The 17,165-nt window shown below is 31.0% G+C and carries 14 protein-coding genes, 1 riboswitch and 1 other annotated feature; of the genes, 8 read left to right on the top strand and 6 right to left on the bottom strand.

Annotated elements, in window-relative coordinates; translation table 11 throughout:
- Positions 1-389 precede the first annotated feature (389 nt).
- Positions 390-671, top strand: coding sequence for a hypothetical protein (locus U8307_RS05125; RefSeq protein ID WP_326910781.1), 282 nt, complete (start codon positions 390-392; stop codon positions 669-671).
- Between the two features lie 121 nt (positions 672-792).
- Here U8307_RS05125 and U8307_RS05130 read toward each other — a convergent pair whose 3' ends face one another.
- A complete protein-coding gene (locus U8307_RS05130; RefSeq protein WP_326910783.1) occupies positions 793-1,083 on the bottom strand; it encodes a hypothetical protein in 291 nt (96 codons plus the stop codon).
- Positions 1,084-1,404: 321 nt separating this feature from the next.
- Between U8307_RS05130 and U8307_RS05135 the strand changes: the two genes are divergently transcribed.
- Positions 1,405-1,602: a DUF378 domain-containing protein gene (locus U8307_RS05135; RefSeq protein WP_326910785.1), complete on the top strand. Its 198-nt coding sequence runs from the start codon at positions 1,405-1,407 to the stop codon at positions 1,600-1,602.
- A 95-nt stretch (positions 1,603-1,697) separates the two neighbouring features.
- Here U8307_RS05135 and U8307_RS05140 read toward each other — a convergent pair whose 3' ends face one another.
- From U8307_RS05140 to tyrS, 3 genes are all read right to left on the bottom strand, one after another.
- Positions 1,698-3,050, bottom strand: a complete 1,353-nt coding sequence (locus U8307_RS05140) for a TldD/PmbA family protein (protein WP_326910787.1) — start codon at positions 3,048-3,050, stop codon at positions 1,698-1,700.
- Positions 3,050-4,441 carry a TldD/PmbA family protein gene (locus U8307_RS05145; protein WP_326910789.1) on the bottom strand — a complete coding sequence of 464 codons (1,392 nt, stop codon included), beginning with the start codon at positions 4,439-4,441 and terminating at the stop codon, positions 3,050-3,052. The genes U8307_RS05140 and U8307_RS05145 overlap by 1 nt, the downstream gene beginning before the upstream one ends.
- 256 nt (positions 4,442-4,697) lie before the next feature.
- A complete protein-coding gene (gene tyrS / locus U8307_RS05150) occupies positions 4,698-5,930 on the bottom strand; it encodes a tyrosine--tRNA ligase (protein ID WP_326910790.1) in 1,233 nt (410 codons plus the stop codon).
- Positions 5,931-6,535: 605 nt separating this feature from the next.
- On the opposite strand from tyrS, the gene U8307_RS05155 reads away from it, so the two are divergent.
- The 5 genes from U8307_RS05155 to U8307_RS05175 all read left to right on the top strand — a co-directional run bounded on the left by U8307_RS05155 (position 6,536) and on the right by U8307_RS05175 (position 11,940).
- Positions 6,536-7,309 carry a CAP domain-containing protein gene (locus U8307_RS05155; RefSeq protein ID WP_326910792.1) on the top strand — a complete coding sequence of 258 codons (774 nt, stop codon included), beginning with the start codon at positions 6,536-6,538 and terminating at the stop codon, positions 7,307-7,309.
- A gap of 293 nt (positions 7,310-7,602) precedes the next feature.
- The gene (locus tag U8307_RS05160; RefSeq protein WP_326910794.1) at positions 7,603-8,274 is read left to right on the top strand and encodes a CAP domain-containing protein; all 672 of its coding nucleotides are present in this window, start codon (positions 7,603-7,605) and stop codon (positions 8,272-8,274) included.
- A gap of 214 nt (positions 8,275-8,488) precedes the next feature.
- Entirely contained in the window at positions 8,489-10,084 is a 1,596-nt protein-coding gene (locus U8307_RS05165; RefSeq protein WP_326910796.1) for an efflux RND transporter periplasmic adaptor subunit, read from the top strand.
- Positions 10,081-10,761, top strand: coding sequence for an ABC transporter ATP-binding protein (locus U8307_RS05170; RefSeq protein WP_326910798.1), 681 nt, complete (start codon positions 10,081-10,083; stop codon positions 10,759-10,761). Before U8307_RS05165 ends, U8307_RS05170 begins: the two co-directional genes overlap by 4 nt.
- Before the next feature lie 15 nt (positions 10,762-10,776).
- Positions 10,777-11,940, top strand: a complete 1,164-nt coding sequence (locus tag U8307_RS05175; RefSeq protein ID WP_326910800.1) for an ABC transporter permease — start codon at positions 10,777-10,779, stop codon at positions 11,938-11,940.
- Between the two features lie 81 nt (positions 11,941-12,021).
- Here the strand turns inward: U8307_RS05175 and U8307_RS05180 are convergent, their stop codons facing one another.
- Together U8307_RS05180 and ilvD are read right to left on the bottom strand one after the other, a co-directional pair.
- Positions 12,022-12,957 (bottom strand): bile acid:sodium symporter family protein, encoded by a 936-nt coding sequence (locus tag U8307_RS05180; protein WP_326910802.1) that lies wholly within the window; start codon positions 12,955-12,957, stop codon positions 12,022-12,024.
- Positions 12,958-13,049: 92 nt separating this feature from the next.
- Positions 13,050-14,717, bottom strand: coding sequence for a dihydroxy-acid dehydratase (ilvD, locus tag U8307_RS05185; RefSeq protein WP_326910804.1), 1,668 nt, complete (start codon positions 14,715-14,717; stop codon positions 13,050-13,052).
- Positions 14,718-14,811: 94 nt separating this feature from the next.
- Positions 14,812-15,066 (bottom strand) — a binding site (T-box leader).
- A gap of 180 nt (positions 15,067-15,246) precedes the next feature.
- Positions 15,247-15,348: riboswitch (purine riboswitch) on the top strand.
- 174 nt (positions 15,349-15,522) lie between these two features.
- Between ilvD and U8307_RS05190 the strand changes: the two genes are divergently transcribed.
- Positions 15,523-16,980, top strand: a complete 1,458-nt coding sequence (locus tag U8307_RS05190; RefSeq protein WP_326910806.1) for an NCS2 family permease — start codon at positions 15,523-15,525, stop codon at positions 16,978-16,980.
- Positions 16,981-17,165: the final 185 nt, after the last annotated feature.

The following is a 17,165-nucleotide window of genomic DNA, read 5'->3' on the forward strand; positions in this document are numbered from 1 at the left end:
TGATATAATCTATGAAGTAGATGGATATAATATAATAGTTTCAAGTGATGCTGAAGATACTCTTGCTGAAGCTAAGATTGATTATCTAACTGGATTTTTTAGAAAAACTTTTACAGTTAATCCTAAATATAAATCAACTGATAAAATTAATAACATTTAATAAAAATATGTTGACAATTTTACTCTCTTTTATTATTATATAATTTAATTATATAATAATGCGATGAAACTTTTAACTGTATAAATTAACAGAAATCGATAATAGAATAAAAAGCAAATTGGATTAAGGTATTATCGCAGGTTTCTCATCATTTAGATGGGATTACCTGCTTTTTTTAAGATAAATAAATAATGTTACTACTAACCTACAGCATCGAAAAGAGGATAATATGTATAAACTATGGGCAAAGAAAATTAAAAATAACAAAATTATTTCTTCTCTGAATATAAAGAACGATGAAAATTTATCACCTTTAGAAAAAAGAGAAAAATGTTTTAAAGAAATATGCCAAAAATTTGATATTAGTGTACCTTTGTGGTTATCAAAACATAACTTTGAGTTCAATGAATTCAAATATGTTACTTTTTATCCAAATGACTTTATTGATGAAATCGACTTTGATAAACTAGAAATAGAAATGATTGATGACGGTAAAAAAAATAAAAAATAAAATATTCTTACTTAATTCAAAAGCAGATCTGCCTAAAAATTTGACAGAGCTGCTTTATTCTTTTTACAAGTTTAGACTATATTATCCTAATAAAAATATATAACAATCTTTTCAATAATCTCTAAAGTCCAAATCCATTATCAAAGTTAAATTGATATAATACTACAAGTAATAAGAAAAACCATAAAAGTGTATCTAATTCTATTCCAGTATCACATTGACATACAATACAAACTAAAATTAAAAAGAAAAATAAAAGAGAAGAATCTATTCCTCTATCTCCAGCTACTCTATCACGGATTCTTGGAACACATGGTTGATTAATTGGTCCCCTTCCATAGTCATGTTGAGCATTTATATCTTCATTTACATCTTTTACTTCAACAATATTTTCATGTTTACAACTATCCATAATTACCTCCTAAAAATCATAAACTTTTTATTTATTATATTCAGCGTAAATATATATGTTAAATTATATTAATAATAAAAGATAAAATTTCCATATAAATAATTATGAACAGAAAAATACAAATTTTTATTATTTCCTCGGAAATAATAAAAATTTATTATTTTTTGTCGTTTAATAAGTTTATTAATGCAAATTATAATCAAAAATCCAAATAATAGTCTATACATATTTAAGACAATAACTAATAAAAAAATATATGCATATTATTACTAAATTTAGAAATAATACTATTATATTTAAGCTTAAGGAGGATAATAATTTATGGATAAATTCGCTTTAGTAATAGTTATTATAGGAGCAATAAACTGGGGTCTAATAGCATTATTTCAATTTGATCTCGTTGCTGCTATATTCGGAGGACAAACTGCAATTTTTAGCCGTTTGGTGTATGGACTAGTAGGATTAGCAGGTTTATACTGCATCACATTATTGTTCAATGAACGAGAAAGAATTGACTGATTTATACTCTTTAGTCAGCTAAAGTTACGTAAGTATCTAGAAAATTATATAACTAAAAAGATAATCCAGAATAATTCTGGATTATCTTTTTGATATTACTCGCCAGCCACAGCAAGCTTTTTAATTTTCAATGATGGTGAACCAATATACGCTCCTCCAGGAAGGCTAAATTTCAAATCTGTTCCCACTTCTTCGATATTTTTTAACATTTCAAAGTAATTTCCTGCAACTGTAATTTGCTCTATTGGTCTTTTGATTTTACCTCCTTCTATTTCATATCCTAAAGCTGCTAATGAAAAGTCTCCTGAAATAGAGTTAAGTCCAGAATGAAGACCTTGTAATTCCGTTATTAAGATACCTTTATCTATAGAAGATAACAACTCTTCATAAGTTTTATTTCCTTTTTCTACATAAAAGTTCGTTGGAGATATGTCAATTGACGACTTATAAGAACCTTTACTAGCATTTCCAGTTGTTTCAACTCCATCTTTCTTTGCTGTTTTTAAATTATGTAGATATGTTTTTAGTACACCTTTATCAATTACCTTTTTATATTTACATGCAACACCTTCTCCATCAAAAGACTGTGATGCAAGTCCTTCAACCATAAAAGGATCATCAACTAAACTAAACTTATCACTTCCTATTTTTTTATTTATTTTACCTTTTAACAAGGATAAATCTTTTTGTACACTTTCTGCAGAAAAAATCCCAGCAAATGCTTCCAACAAATCTGCAGCAGCATTGTTTCGTAGCAAAATAGTATAGTCTCCGGATTTAATGGAAGATGCTCCTAACATTGAAATAGCTTCTTTTACTGCTTCTCCTGCAATTTCTTTTGGATTGAATTTAGAAAAATCATTCCCAGTTCTATATGCTAATCCTGTTTTTATATCTTCCCCATCTCTAGCTACAACAACAATATAAGTATAGGCGATATTACTTTTATCATGAAGGTATAATCCCTTAGTATTTGAAATTATTGTTTCTCCATACCCATCACCATAAACACAATTCTCTACTGATACAATTCGCTTATCTTGATTAAATGCTTCTTCTTCAAGTGCTTTTACAAATTGTATTTTATCAACTTCAAGAATATTTTGAAGATTTTCATTATAATTATTTACTTTTTTATATTCCTTAGAACCTTGATAAATTACTTCCTCATCATCAGAATCTATAACCTGAGCATTCTCTATTGCTCCTTTTACTAAAAGATCTATAGATGATTCATCTACCTTCTCAGTATATGAATATCCCATCTTACCATTATAAACTCCCCTTAAGGATAATCCTTCACTTTCAGATAAACTATATCCATCAAGCTCTTTTTCAAATACTTTTAACGATAAACTATTTCCACCAGAATAGTATACTTCCATATCTTTCATTCCTTGTTCTTTACCTAACAAGAATATTTTTTCTATCAACGAATTCATATTCATTATTTTTCACCTTCCCTTCCACCTACAGTAATTTCAGATACCCTTATCATAGGCTGGCCTACATTCGTTGGTATACTTCCACTTACAGAACCGCACATCCCCTGCCCATAAGATAAATTATTTCCTACCATATCTATTTTATTTAATATATCCGTTCCTTTACCTATTAACGTTGCACCTCTTACAGGCTCCTTTATTTTGCCATTTTCAACTAAATAACCCTCCATTACAGCAAAATTAAACTCTCCTGTACTTGGATTTACAGAACCTCCACCCATATATTTTGCATAAATTCCCTTTTCAGTATTAGATATAATCTCTTCTGGTGAAGATTTCCCTTTATCTATAAAGGTATTTGACATACGTGAAGTTGGTGGAAACCTATAGGATTGTCTTCTACTTGAACCAGTAATATCCATTTTCATTCTTCTTGAATTCAATTTATCTATCATGTACCCTCTAAGAATACCATTTTCAATAAGAACATTCCTCTTAGATTGAGTACCTTCATCATCTATATTAAATGAACCCCATTCATTAGGTATAGTTCCATCATCTATTGCAGTTACAAGTGGCGAGGCAATTTGTTGACCTATTTTATCACTAAAAACTGACAATCCTTTAGCAACTGAAGTAGCTTCCAATCCATGACCACAAGCTTCATGAAATATAACTCCGCCAAATCCATTATCAATAATAACTGGCATTCTTCCACTTGGGCTGTACTTAGCATTTACCATTGTTACAGCTATCCTAGACGCTTCTTTAGCATATTTATCAACATCTAAATTTTCGAAAAATTCATAGCCTTTACTTGCACCTGGTCCTAAAAATCCAGATTGCATTTCTTCATTTTTTGATGCTATAGAAGAAATACCCAATCTAGAGCGAACACGAGAATCTTCCTTCCATAATCCTTCTGAATTCGCAATCATAACATTTTGAACATAATCAGTATAATTTACTGAAACTTGAGTAATCAAATCGTCATAATTATATGCTATATTATAGGCTTGACGCATTAGTTCAACCTTTTTTGTTTTAGCAACAGAATTAGGATCTTTTTGAATATTATTTACATTGATAATATCTGATTTTTCTAAATTAATGATTATATCACCACTGCTTCCTTCAATAGCTGCAGCCGCCTTCTTAGCTGTAGATATGAGTGTATCACTGTCGGATTTGTTAGTGTATGCATAAATGCTGTTAAATCCCTTGAATATTCTTATGCCTACACCATAATCTCTTCCTGACATTGTACTCTCTACCTTGCCTCCTATCATTAATATTCCGTTGTTGGTTCTATCTTCTACAAATATCTCTGCGAAGTCACCACCAGTTGATAAAGCAGCAGTAAGTGTATTTTCAATTAATTGTTTATTTAACATTTAATCACTCCTTATTATTCATTTATAATATTTTACCATATTTTCCTTAAAGTATTAATAATTTTTTTAAATAATAAAAGAGGAGATTCTTCCAGCTACTCTCAAAATGATAGTACATTCTGAGCATAAGCGAAGAATCTCCAGACCTCTTGATATTCCTTGGTATTTAATATATCACTAATCAATATTTTTAAATTAATTCCATTAATTTTTTAGATATACTAACGAAAATGGAATAATAACAATAACTACTAAATTAAATCAATTTAATTCTGTGGTATACTTTCTTGCCTTTTTTAATCATTAATTTTCCGTCTTCAAAATCTGATTTTGAAACTGTTGAACCTACATCTCCTACTATATTATCATTAACTGATACTCCAGATTGTTCGATTAACCTTCTGCCTTCACTCTTTGATTTAATAAGGTTTGCTTTTACCATAAGGTCTATTACTGTCATACCATCTCCAAGCTCATCAGCTGTAAGCTCTGTAGATGGAATGTTCTCAGAATCTGCACTTCCCCCAAATAATGCTCTTGCAGCATCCTGTGCCTTAACAGCATCCTCTTCCGAATGAATAAGCTTAGTAACCTCATATGCAAGAATTTCTTTTGCTTTATTAATTTCAGCTCCTTCTAAGCTTCCAAGTCTTCTAACTTCATCCATTGGAATGAATGTTAATAATGCAAGACATTTTTCAACATCAGCATCATCGATGTTTCTCCAGTACTGATAAAATTCGTATGGTGTAGTTTTGTTTCTATCTAACCAAAGGGCTCCCTTTTCAGTCTTGCCCATTTTCTTACCTTCACTGTTTGTCAACAATGAAAATGTCATACCGTATAACTGTTTTCCTGACTTTCTCCTTGTTAATTCGATACCGCCTATGATGTTAGACCATTGGTCATTACCACCAAACTGCATTTTACAGTCATATTTCTGATTTAAAACATAGAAATCATAGGATTGCATCAACATGTAACCAAATTCAAAGAATGTAAGTCCTTGTTCCATTCTATTTTTGTAACATTCTGCAGTTAGCATTCTGTTAACTGAAAAGTGAACTCCTACTTCACGCATAAATTCAAGAAAGTTTAAAGGTAAAAGCCATTCTGCATTATTATCCATGATTGCTTTATCATCAGAAAAATCTAAAAATTTCTCAAATACTTTTTTAAAATTTTCTCCATTTCGAGTAATTATCTCTTGTGTCATTATAGAGCGCATACCTGTTCTGTCGCTGGGATCACCAATCATAGTGGTTCCTCCACCAATTAGAGCTATTGGTTTATGACCATATTTTTGCATTATAGACATAACCATTATTTGTATATAATGACCTATATGCAAACTATCAGCAGTAGGGTCAAAACCTATATAAAATGTTACAGATTCTTTTCCTAAGAGTTCTCTAATTTCATCTTCATGAGTACATTGCTCTAAATATCCTCTTTCTTTTAACACATCAAATACATTTTCCTTATTCATAATTTAACCTCCATTATATAAAAAAGGGCTTTTCTCCATAAAGGACGAAAAACCCGTGGTACCACCTTAATTTACACATATGTGCCTTATACTGATTTAACGTTCAGATATTCCGCTATGGTTTCCCACAGTAACTCCAGAGCCGTAATTCACATCTTGTACTATGAACCTTTCACCACCCAGTTCACTCTCTAATTTTGTAACCAAAATGTTACTTAAAACTATCATTGTTATTATAATATATATTTATTCATTAATATAATATATATTGATGCCATTGTCAAGAATTTATATTATTATTTTCTGCATACGATAGTAATAAATGTAAAATATATTTCATATTTCTTAAGATATGAGCATATCTCATTTATATTATTAATGAATATTTAATAATTATGTTATATGTTTTTTATTTTTCAATATTGTGTAATTTTCTTGACACATTTGCCAATTTAAGAATTTATTGATGATTTATTTAACAAAATGTACATGCTATAATTCATTATGACGTAAAACTCATTAAAAAGTTCAATATTTTATAGAAGATATGTGTATAAAAATATACCTGTCTTCCCAAAAAAATCTAAAACTAATAGGAGTGAATTATGAAGCATAAGGTATTAGCACTAACATTATCTACGGTATTAGCATTATCATCTACAACAGCATTTGCTGCGGAAGAGACATATTGTACTAAAAAGTATGACATTAATAACTTACTTAGAAATTTTAATCAAAATTATAGTCAAACAAGTAATACAAAATATAAACTGACTATAAACGGTAAAAGTGTAGATTTAAATTCAATTAATTGGAAAGAGTTACTTAACAAAAATTTATCTAAATCAAAGGTTACAGAGCCAGTTGAACAGGAACAAGAGGTTACAGAGCAAGTTGAGAAGAAACAAGAGGTTACAGAGCCAGTTGAAAAGGAACAAGAAACACCTGAAAAAGAGAATACTCAAAATGAATCAAAGGATTCAACAATTTCTTCTAGCTTAGAATATGAGCAAAAAGTAGTAGAACTTGTTAATGTGGAAAGACAAAAAGCTGGTTTGTCTGCTCTTACGCTAGATACATCTATTTCTAACGTTGCTAGAACTAAATCAAAAGATATGGCGAATAATAATTACTTTGCACACCAATCTCCAACTTACGGAAGTGCTGGAGACATGTTAAGACAATTTGGAATTAGCTGGTCTGCATGGGGTGAAAATATTGCATATGGTCAAAAAACTCCTGAAATAGTAGTAGATGCATGGATGAATTCTCCAGGTCATAGAGCTAACATCCTTTCATCAAACTTTAACAAAATAGGAGTAGGATACGTTACAAACTCAAACGGAAGACCATACTGGACACAAATATTCACAAATTAAACAAATGACAATAATTTTACATTGTAGGGTATGCATTGTATGCATACTGAGGGACGCATACAATGCGTCCCCTACAGCTTAGATTGCCTTTGGTAGTCTTTTTTTATTATCGAATATTACAATACTATTACAAATATTTGTAATATACTTGTAACATTAGGAACTTGATGTAGTTATTGATGGTTTATTTATACAAGTTTGCATGTTATAATACATTCATAACGAAAAAGTTGTTAATAATAATTTTAGAGCTTTTCGTTAAAAAATCCAATAAAATATTAAGGAGAAAATTTATGAAAAATAAGATAATTGCAATGGCATTAACATTAACATTAGCACTATCATCTACAACAGTCTTTGCTGCAGGAATGGAAAGCTATCCAACATATGATTGGTCATTTATAAATAATTTATTTGCATCTGAACCATGGAATACTCAATCAGTAGAACCTTTAGAAGATACTACACAAACTGAAACTCCTTCTATTGAAAATACACAACAAGCAAATACCTTTAGTGATAATACACAATTAACTGAACAGGAAAATATACAAACAAACAACACTACAGCTCCTACATCAAAATCAAATTATGAACAAAAAGTAGTTGAACTTGTAAATGTAGAAAGACAAAAAGTTGGTCTTCCTTCTCTTTCATTTGATTCAGCTATTTCCAATGTAGCTAGAGCTAAATCTAAGGATATGGCTGACAACAATTACTTTGCACACCAATCACCAACTTACGGTAGCGCAGGTGACATGTTGAAGCAAAATGGAATTAATTATTCTGCATGGGGCGAAAATATTGCAAAAGGTCAAAGATCTCCTGAAGAAGTAGTAAATGCTTGGATGAACTCAGAAGGTCACAAAGCAAACATCCTTTCACCTAACTTTTCAAAATTAGGTGTAGGTTATGTAACAAACTCAACAGGAACACCATACTGGACACAAATGTTCACAAATTAAAAGATAACAATAATGTAATGTAGGGTTTGCATTGTATGCAAACCGCGGGACGCATACAATGCGTCCCCTACGTTTATTTGTAAGTTAACAGGTTACAAAATGTAACCTGTTTTTTATTTTTTTATTGATGTTCTAAAACACAATTCCATCACATTTAAATAATATTATTAAATAAATTACTAATAAAAATTAAAATCAGAAAGGACTATTTTATATGAAAAACAAAAAATTTAAATGGATTGTTATTATTGCAGCAATTCTTACTGTTGTATTTATTGGTTTCAAATTCGTTACTTATAGAACTACCAACAAAACTAATGCAACTGAAATTTTAAACAATGAAATTGAATATACCGTTTCAAAAGATAACATATCTGTTTCTGTTTCAGAAAGCGGAAGTGTTAATCCATCAGATAAAAGGGAAATAAAATCCGAAATTGATGGAACTGTTGATAAAATTTATGTTACAGAAGGAGATTTAGTGGAAAAAGATCAAATACTTACATCCTTAAAGTCTGATATGGCAAGCGATAGTCAAACAGAAATTAATGGAATTGAATTAAATATTGAAAAAACTCAACGAGAACTAAACGAATTATACAAAAATCAAGATGATTTAAATATATATGCCCCAGTTTCCGGAGTGATTTCTGGCATGGATATTGAGGTTGGAGATGAAATCAGCACTAATTATAATATAGCCACTGTTAAAGATACTGACAATTCATATGTCGAAGTATTTTTTACTAAAGGTCAATTTGACAAAATATCTATTGACGACGAAGCATCTATATTTATGACCAAATATTTATCAACTCATTCAGGAACTGTAATTGAAAAGAATAGCACTCCTGTTCAACAAGGCGGAGGTACATTTGGATACATAGTAACTCTTAAGATGAAAAATCCCGGTGGATTCAGTGTAGGGGACCTAGCTCAAGTCACTGTAACCAATAGTCAAGGCTCATATGAAGGTATGAGCAACGGTAAAATTATTGATGTAAAAGAAGAAAATATTACTGCTAAAGTAGGTGGTAAGATTAAATCTGTAAATACTGAAAATGGAAAGTACATCGATAAAGGTGATATTATAGCAATTATTGAAGGTGAAGACTTAGCCCTTGAAATAGCTGAAAAACAAAATTCAATTGCAAAGTATCAATCTCAAATAGAAGATTTAGTTGAAGGAGATACTATTTACTCTCCCATGAAAGGCACTGTTCTTCAAATTAATGTATCAGAAGAAGAGGTTGTTGACAGAACTACAACTTTAATGACTGTTGCAGACCTTGAAAATATGGAAGTAGTTATTGCTGTTGATGAACTCGATATAGATAAAATAAAATTAGGACAACAAGCCAATATTTATAGTGATGTTTATCCTGATGATAAATTCACCGGCAAAGTAGCTAAAATATCAATGGAAGGAAAAAGTCAAAACGGAATTACTACATATGATGTAACTGTTAAATTAGATGATAGAAAAACTCTTATGTCAGGTATGAATGTAGATGTTGAAATATTAGCAGATAGCAAAAAAAATGTACTAGTCATCCCTATCGATGCTGTTCATAGACTAAATGGAAATTATATGGTAACTGTTAAAGATGAATCTGGCAATAAAAAAGATATGAAAGTAAAGCTGGGATTAGCTACAAAAGATAAAGTTGAAATTATTTCAGGAATAAATGAAGGTAATGTAATTGTTTATAATTCAGTTCAATCTAACTCCTCTGAGATGCCTGGGAAAAATGTAAACATCATGCCTGGTATGGGCGGAAGCAGAAAAGGAGTGGTGGTTACAAAATGATAGATTTAAAAGATATTACAAAAACTTATGATATGGGTTCTGTACAGGTACAGGTTCTAAAAGGTATATCCTTACATGTTAACGAAGGTGAATTTTTATCAATTATAGGACCTTCAGGTTCAGGCAAGTCTACTCTAATGAACATGATAGGTTGTCTAGATGCGCCTACAACAGGCGAATACTATTTGGATGGCAAGGAGATTAGCACTTACAATGAAAAACAACTGTCCAAAATAAGAAATCAAAAAATAGGATTCATATTTCAAAAATTTAATCTTCTACCTAAACTAACAGCTTTAGAAAATGTTGAGCTACCTCTCATTTATAGAGGAATGAACAGTAAAGAAAGAAGAAAACTAACTTTAGATGCATTAGAAAAAGTTGGATTAAATGACAGGATGAATCACAAGCCAACAGAATTGTCTGGTGGGCAGCAGCAACGTGTTGCTATTGCAAGAGCACTAGCAGGAGACCCTCCTGTATTATTGGCAGATGAACCTACTGGAAACTTAGATTCTAAATCAGGAAGTGATGTAATGAATTTAATAAAAGAACTTAGTAAAGAAGGTAAAACTATAGTTCTTATAACCCATGACAATGAAGTGGCTAAAGTAGCCAAAAGAACTATAACTATTAAAGACGGATTGCTTTTAAACAGTATTACAAATCAGAGTTAAGAAAGGAAATTTAAAATGAATATAAAAAGCGTAACAAAAATGGCCTTTCAATCTATTTTTTCAAATAAAATGAGAACATTTCTTACAATGCTTGGAATAATAATAGGTGTATTTGCTGTAGTAGTCCTTATATCCATAGGACAAGGAGCCACGTCAGGTGTTACTGATAGTATATCCAGCATGGGTTCAAACATAATCAGTATAAATATCTTTGATAGAAGAAAATCTATAATATATAATGATGTTTATGATTTTGAAAAACTAGATGGAGTTAAAAATGTAACGCCTGTATATAACTCTAATGCTACTGTTAAGTATGATTTAGAGACAACAACTGTAAATATAAACGGTGGAAATGAAAACTACATGAACATTAATAACTATAAAATTGGTTCTGGAAGAAAAATAAGCCCTGTTGATGTAGACTACAGAAATAAAGTAGCAATTATAGGTCTAACAACTGCTGAAGATTTGTTCGGTAAAGATAACCCTTTGAATAAGGATATTTCTATAAATGGAGAAAAATATACGGTTGTAGGTGTTCTTCAAGACAAAGAAAGCTCTATTGCTGGTGACAGCAATGACATTGTTATCGTCCCAGTAACTACATTAATGAGACAAAATAGTACCAAAGAAATTAACAGTATAACTATACAGGCAAATTCATCTGAGGAATCAACTTTAGCTAAAGAAAACATTGAAAATTATTTATTTGACTACTTTGAAGATGAAGATTCATACATGGTTTTTAGCCAAGATGAAATGCTAGATGTTATAAATGAAACTACAGCAATGCTTACTGCTATGCTTGGTGGTATAGCAGGAATTTCACTTTTAGTAGGTGGTATAGGAATTATGAACATAATGCTTGTTACAGTAACTGAAAGAACAAGAGAAATAGGTATAAGAAAAGCAATAGGTGCCGGAAGAGTTAATATACTAATTCAGTTTTTAATTGAATCCTCTGTAATGAGCGGAGTTGGAGGTATCATTGGTGCTGTACTAGGTGTGATTGTTTCTTCTGCAATAAGTGATATAATGGCTATTAATTATGTTGTTAATATACCTGTAATTATTGGAGCATTTGGTTTTTCTTTAGCTGTAGGTGTTTTCTTCGGATTATATCCTGCTAATAAGGCTTCAAAATTAAAACCAGTTGATGCATTACGATATGAATAGTTATAATAGTGAATTATATTTACATTATAGGGTATGCATTGCATGCATACCGCGGGGCGCATACAATGCGCCCCCTACAATTTAACTTTCTTTTCTAGAAAGTATGTTAGCAGCAATAGCTCCAGATATATTATGCCATACACTAAATACAGCACCTGGAATTGTTGCTAATGGATATTGAGCAAATGAAGTTGCAGCAAGTGATGTTGCTAACCCTGAATTTTGCATTCCTACTTCAATAGCAATAGCTTTCTGTTTTGATAAATCTAAACCTAAAACTTTTCCAACTATAAACCCAATTACATATCCTAAACAATTGTGTAAAACAACAACTAATATTATTATAAGTCCACTAGTCAAGATTTTTTCTGAATTTGAGGCAACAACTGAAGCTACGATAGCAACAATAGCAGTTACAGATACCAATGGTAGAACTTTAACAAATTTTTCAGTGATTTTACCAAAGAAACTATTTATAATAAATCCAAGTCCTATAGGAAGAATTACTACTTTCACTATAGATATAAACATACTCATAACATCTACCGATACAGTTTGTCCAATTAGTAGCTTAGTAATTAAAGGAGTTAATATTGGAGCTAATACAGTCGAAACACTTGTCATTGCAACCGAAAGGGCTATATCACCCTTAGCTAAATATGTCATTACATTAGAAGATGTTCCTCCTGGACAAGTTCCTACAAGTACAACACCAACTGCTAATTCTGGTGGCAAATTAAATATTTTTGTTAATAATAATGCTATCAAAGGCATTATCGTAAATTGTGCCAAACATCCAATTAAAACATCTTTAGGTCTGCTAAATACTAATTTAAAATCATCAAATTTTAAAGTTAATCCCATTCCAAACATTACTATCATTAATAAAGGTGTTATATAAGATCCCTTAATCCAAAGAAATGTTGTAGGAACAAATAACGCCATTGCAGCTATAACCAATACTATTACAGCCATAAATTTTCCAACTAAACCGCTTATTTTTTCAAGTACTTTCATTTTAATCCTCCAGTTTTTAAAAATTAATTTTAAATTATTGCAATTATTTATTTCTATGTGGAGCTGAAGCTATTATCCTTAAGCTCTTAATATTATTTATTAACTTCTAATACTGCTCCCCTATTGCCAGATGTAACAAGTGAAGCATATCTAGCCAAATAGCCTGTTGTAATCTTTGGTTCTCTTGGCTGCCATTTAGCTCTTCTATTTTCTAATTCTTCATCCGATATAACAAAGTCTATTTTATTTTCATTAATATTAATTTTAATTACATCTCCTTCTTCAACTAAAGCAATATTTCCTCCAACAGCAGCTTCTGGAGAAACATGTCCTATTGCTGCACCTCTTGTGGCACCAGAGAAACGACCATCAGTTATTAATGCTACACTATCTCCTAAACCTCTACCCATTATAGCCGATGTAGGATTTAGCATTTCTCTCATACCAGGTCCACCTTTTGGCCCTTCATAACGAATTACCACAACATCACCTTGTACAATTTTTCCTTTGTTTATAGCCTCTATTGCATCTTCTTCACAATCAAATACTCGTGCAGGACCTTCATGTATCATCATTTCAGGTGAAACAGCTGAACGTTTAACAACACATGTATCAGGAGCTAAATTGCCCTTCAGTACTGCAATACCACCAGTCTGACTATATGGGTTTTCCACAGGTCTTATTATTTCATTATTATTATTTACACAACCTTTAATATTTTCACCTACAGTTAAGCCACTACATGTTAATAAACCTGTGTTAATCAAACCTTTTTTATTTAATTCATTCATAACTGCATAAACACCACCTGCATCATCTAAATCTTCCATAAAAGTATTTCCAGCAGGTGCAAGGTGACATAGATTTGGAGTTTTTGCACTTATTTCATTTGCTATATCTAAATTCAAATCTACTCCTGCTTCATAAGCTATAGCTGGTAAATGAAGCATACTGTTTGTACTACATCCAAGAGCCATATCTACTGTTAAAGCATTCATAAATGCATCCTTAGTCATTATATCTCTAGGTCTTATATTTTTTTCTACTAGCTCCATTACTTTCATTCCAGCATGTTTAGCAAGTCTTATTCTTTCAGAATACACAGCAGGGATTGTACCATTTCCTTTTAATCCCATTCCTAATGCCTCAGTTAAACAATTCATACTATTAGCTGTATACATACCTGAACATGAACCGCAAGAAGGACATGCCTTATTTTCGTACTCTTCCACTTCATCAAAACTCATTTTCCCTGCATTATAAGCTCCTACGGCTTCGAACATGTCTGATAAACATGTTCTTTTTCCATTTAATTTACCAGCAAGCATTGGTCCTCCACTAACAAATATAGTAGGAATATTTACCCTTGCAGCTGCCATTAAAAGTCCAGGAACATTTTTATCACAGTTTGGTACCATAACTAATGCATCAAAACAGTGCGCCATTGCCATTGCTTCTGTAGAATCTGCTATTAAGTCCCTAGTAACAAGTGAATATTTCATTCCTTGATGACCCATAGCTATACCATCACATACTGCTATTGCTGGAAAAACCACAGGTGTTCCACCTGCCATAGCAACTCCCATTTTCACAGCATCAACAATTTTATCCAAGTTCATATGCCCTGGAACTATATCATTTTGTGAACTCACTATCCCTATTAAAGGTTTATTTAATTCTTCCTTTGTATATCCTAAGGCATTAAATAATGAACGGTGAGGTGCCTGTTGTACTCCCTTAGTTACTGAATCGCTTCTCATTTATTTTCCTCCTAATAATTATATTATATTTTTCTCCCTCAAGGCCGAAAAAATAAAGACCTTTCATCTCTATATACATCTAACTATAGATATATATAGGGACGAAAGGTCTTTCCGTGGTACCACCCTAATTTACGATAAAAAAATATCGCCTCATTCAAGTCGAAAAAATTTATTTGTATTTTTTGAACTCTATCCTATTAACGCAGGAATACGTCCTTGCCTACTAAAAAATTTCGACTTGGAAGCTCAGGAGTGATCATTGCATACTTTATAACACCGATTTTCACCAACCATCGGTTCTCTAAAGTTATTTTTCAAGTATTTTTGTCTCCGTCAACGCTTTTTTAATTAACTTGTTTCTCATTATACATATACACAATTATTATGTCAATATTTTTTTTATCTTTTTATCTTAATTTTTTATCTTAATATGCAATAAAGATAATTTATAAATAAGACAAAATACTACAAAAAAATACGAAAATCTATTGCTTATTCTCACTAATTAGGATATAATACAAAAGTCAAAATCAAATATTAATGCATCAATATAATGTGGAAAATATGGTTCCTAAGTTTCTACCAAACGACCGTAAATTGTTTGACTATTGAGTAGTTTTCTATTTTTATTTTTTCAAGTATTGATGCGAATAGTTTTTCTATTCGTTTTTTTATTATTTAAAATGTTTTACTAACTGTAAAGAGAACAATGTAACTTAAGTATATTTATATTAGATGAGGAAATAGTAAACATTAATATTTGAATTATTTTAAAAAATTTATAATTAAATTAGGAGGAATAATGGAAAAATTTTTTAAGCTTAAAGAGCAAGGAACAAATGTTTCTACTGAAGTAATGGCTGGTTTTACTACATTCTTTGCAATGTCCTACATTATTTTCGTAAATCCCGCAATATTATCTCAAACCGGAATGCCATCACAAGCAGTTTTTCTTGCAACAATAATAGCAGCAGTAATAGGAACTTTAGTAATGGGGTTATTTGCAAATGTTCCATATGCTCAGGCACCAGGTATGGGACTAAATGCATTCTTCACTTATACAGTAGTTTTTGCATTAGGTTTTACCTGGCAACAAGCGCTAGCTCTCGTTTTTATTTGCGGTATATTAAATATTTTAATAACAATTACAAAAATTCGAAAAAGTATAATTAAATCAATACCAGAAAGTTTACAAAATGCAATAAGTGGTGGTATAGGAATATTTATAGCTTATATAGGTATTAAAGGTGCTAACCTTGTTCAATTTACATCTGAATCAGCAAATATACTTTCAATAAATAACCAACCATTTATAGCAGATGAAACATATGGTGGAATCTTTTCAGTAATAACAGATGGTGGTATTATACCAGCACTTGTTGATTTTACTAACCCTGGTACGCAACTTGCATTAATAGGCCTTGCAATATTAGTTATATTATTGGTTTTAAAGGTCAAGGGAGCAATACTTATAAGTATTATTACTACAACTTTAATTGGTATACCCTTTGGCGTTGTTGATATTTCAAACGCAAGCTTAAGTACTCAAGCTATAGGTTCAGCTTTTGAAGAATTAGGCACTACATTTGGTGCTGCCTTTGGATCAGAAGGAATGATGTCCTTATTCTCAGATCCATCTCGTATACCACTTGTAATTATGACTATATTTGCATTTAGTTTATCAGATGTATTTGATACCATAGGAACATTTATAGGTACAGGTAGACGTGCAGGTATTTTCAGTGAAGAAGATCAAAAAGCCCTTGAAACAAGTACTGGTTTTAAATCAAAAATGGATAAAGCATTATTTGCAGATGCTATTGCTACATCCATTGGTGCAATCTTTGGAACATCAAACACAACAACATATGTAGAAAGTGCAGCTGGAATCGGTGCTGGTGGACGTACAGGATTAACAAGTGTCGTAACATCTTTATTATTCATGGCTTGTATATTAGTTGCACCAATTGCAGGTATAGTACCAAGTGCAGCTACATCACCTGTATTAATAATTGTTGGCGTAATGATGATGTCTTCATTTACAAAAATTAATTGGGAAGACCTTGAAGAAGCAATTCCAGCATTCTTTGCTTCAGTGTTCATGGGATTTGCTTATAGTATATCTTATGGTATAGCAGCTGGTTTTATTTTCTACTGCATTATTAAGCTATGTAAAGGAAAATTAAATGAAGTTCATCCGATTTTAATTGTTTCAACATTACTTTTCATTTTAAATTTTGTAATATTAGCTATAATTTAAAATTAGTTATAACATTATATTGAGTACGAAACTGTAGAATCTCATGTATAGATTACTCATAGCAATGAAAATTATGAAAAATGATTTTAATCACTAAACAACCTCTACTTTAAGTAGAGGTTGTTTTATATATGCGATGATTGGAAAAATTCAGTTCTTGCAGTATTCATCTTAAAAGTTGCTAA

Source organism: Sedimentibacter sp. MB31-C6 (assembly GCF_035934735.1).
Classification (GTDB): Bacteria; Bacillota; Clostridia; order Tissierellales; family Sedimentibacteraceae; genus Sedimentibacter.

What these genes read in the sequence shown, in the direction of transcription:
- tyrS (WP_326910790.1), bottom strand. Translation starts at nt 5,930, where the DNA reads ATGAATAAGGAAAATGTATTTGATGTGTTAAAAGAAAGAGGATATTTA.
- U8307_RS05125 (WP_326910781.1), top strand. Translation starts at nt 390, where the DNA reads ATGTATAAACTATGGGCAAAGAAAATTAAAAATAACAAAATTATTTCT.
- U8307_RS05165 (WP_326910796.1), top strand. Translation starts at nt 8,489, where the DNA reads ATGAAAAACAAAAAATTTAAATGGATTGTTATTATTGCAGCAATTCTT.
- U8307_RS05130 (WP_326910783.1), bottom strand. Translation starts at nt 1,083, where the DNA reads ATGGATAGTTGTAAACATGAAAATATTGTTGAAGTAAAAGATGTAAAT.
- U8307_RS05155 (WP_326910792.1), top strand. Translation starts at nt 6,536, where the DNA reads ATGAAGCATAAGGTATTAGCACTAACATTATCTACGGTATTAGCATTA.
- U8307_RS05145 (WP_326910789.1), bottom strand. Translation starts at nt 4,441, where the DNA reads ATGTTAAATAAACAATTAATTGAAAATACACTTACTGCTGCTTTATCA.
- U8307_RS05135 (WP_326910785.1), top strand. Translation starts at nt 1,405, where the DNA reads ATGGATAAATTCGCTTTAGTAATAGTTATTATAGGAGCAATAAACTGG.
- U8307_RS05160 (WP_326910794.1), top strand. Translation starts at nt 7,603, where the DNA reads ATGAAAAATAAGATAATTGCAATGGCATTAACATTAACATTAGCACTA.
- U8307_RS05175 (WP_326910800.1), top strand. Translation starts at nt 10,777, where the DNA reads ATGAATATAAAAAGCGTAACAAAAATGGCCTTTCAATCTATTTTTTCA.
- U8307_RS05140 (WP_326910787.1), bottom strand. Translation starts at nt 3,050, where the DNA reads ATGAATATGAATTCGTTGATAGAAAAAATATTCTTGTTAGGTAAAGAA.
- ilvD (WP_326910804.1), bottom strand. Translation starts at nt 14,717, where the DNA reads ATGAGAAGCGATTCAGTAACTAAGGGAGTACAACAGGCACCTCACCGT.
- U8307_RS05190 (WP_326910806.1), top strand. Translation starts at nt 15,523, where the DNA reads ATGGAAAAATTTTTTAAGCTTAAAGAGCAAGGAACAAATGTTTCTACT.
- U8307_RS05180 (WP_326910802.1), bottom strand. Translation starts at nt 12,957, where the DNA reads ATGAAAGTACTTGAAAAAATAAGCGGTTTAGTTGGAAAATTTATGGCT.
- U8307_RS05170 (WP_326910798.1), top strand. Translation starts at nt 10,081, where the DNA reads ATGATAGATTTAAAAGATATTACAAAAACTTATGATATGGGTTCTGTA.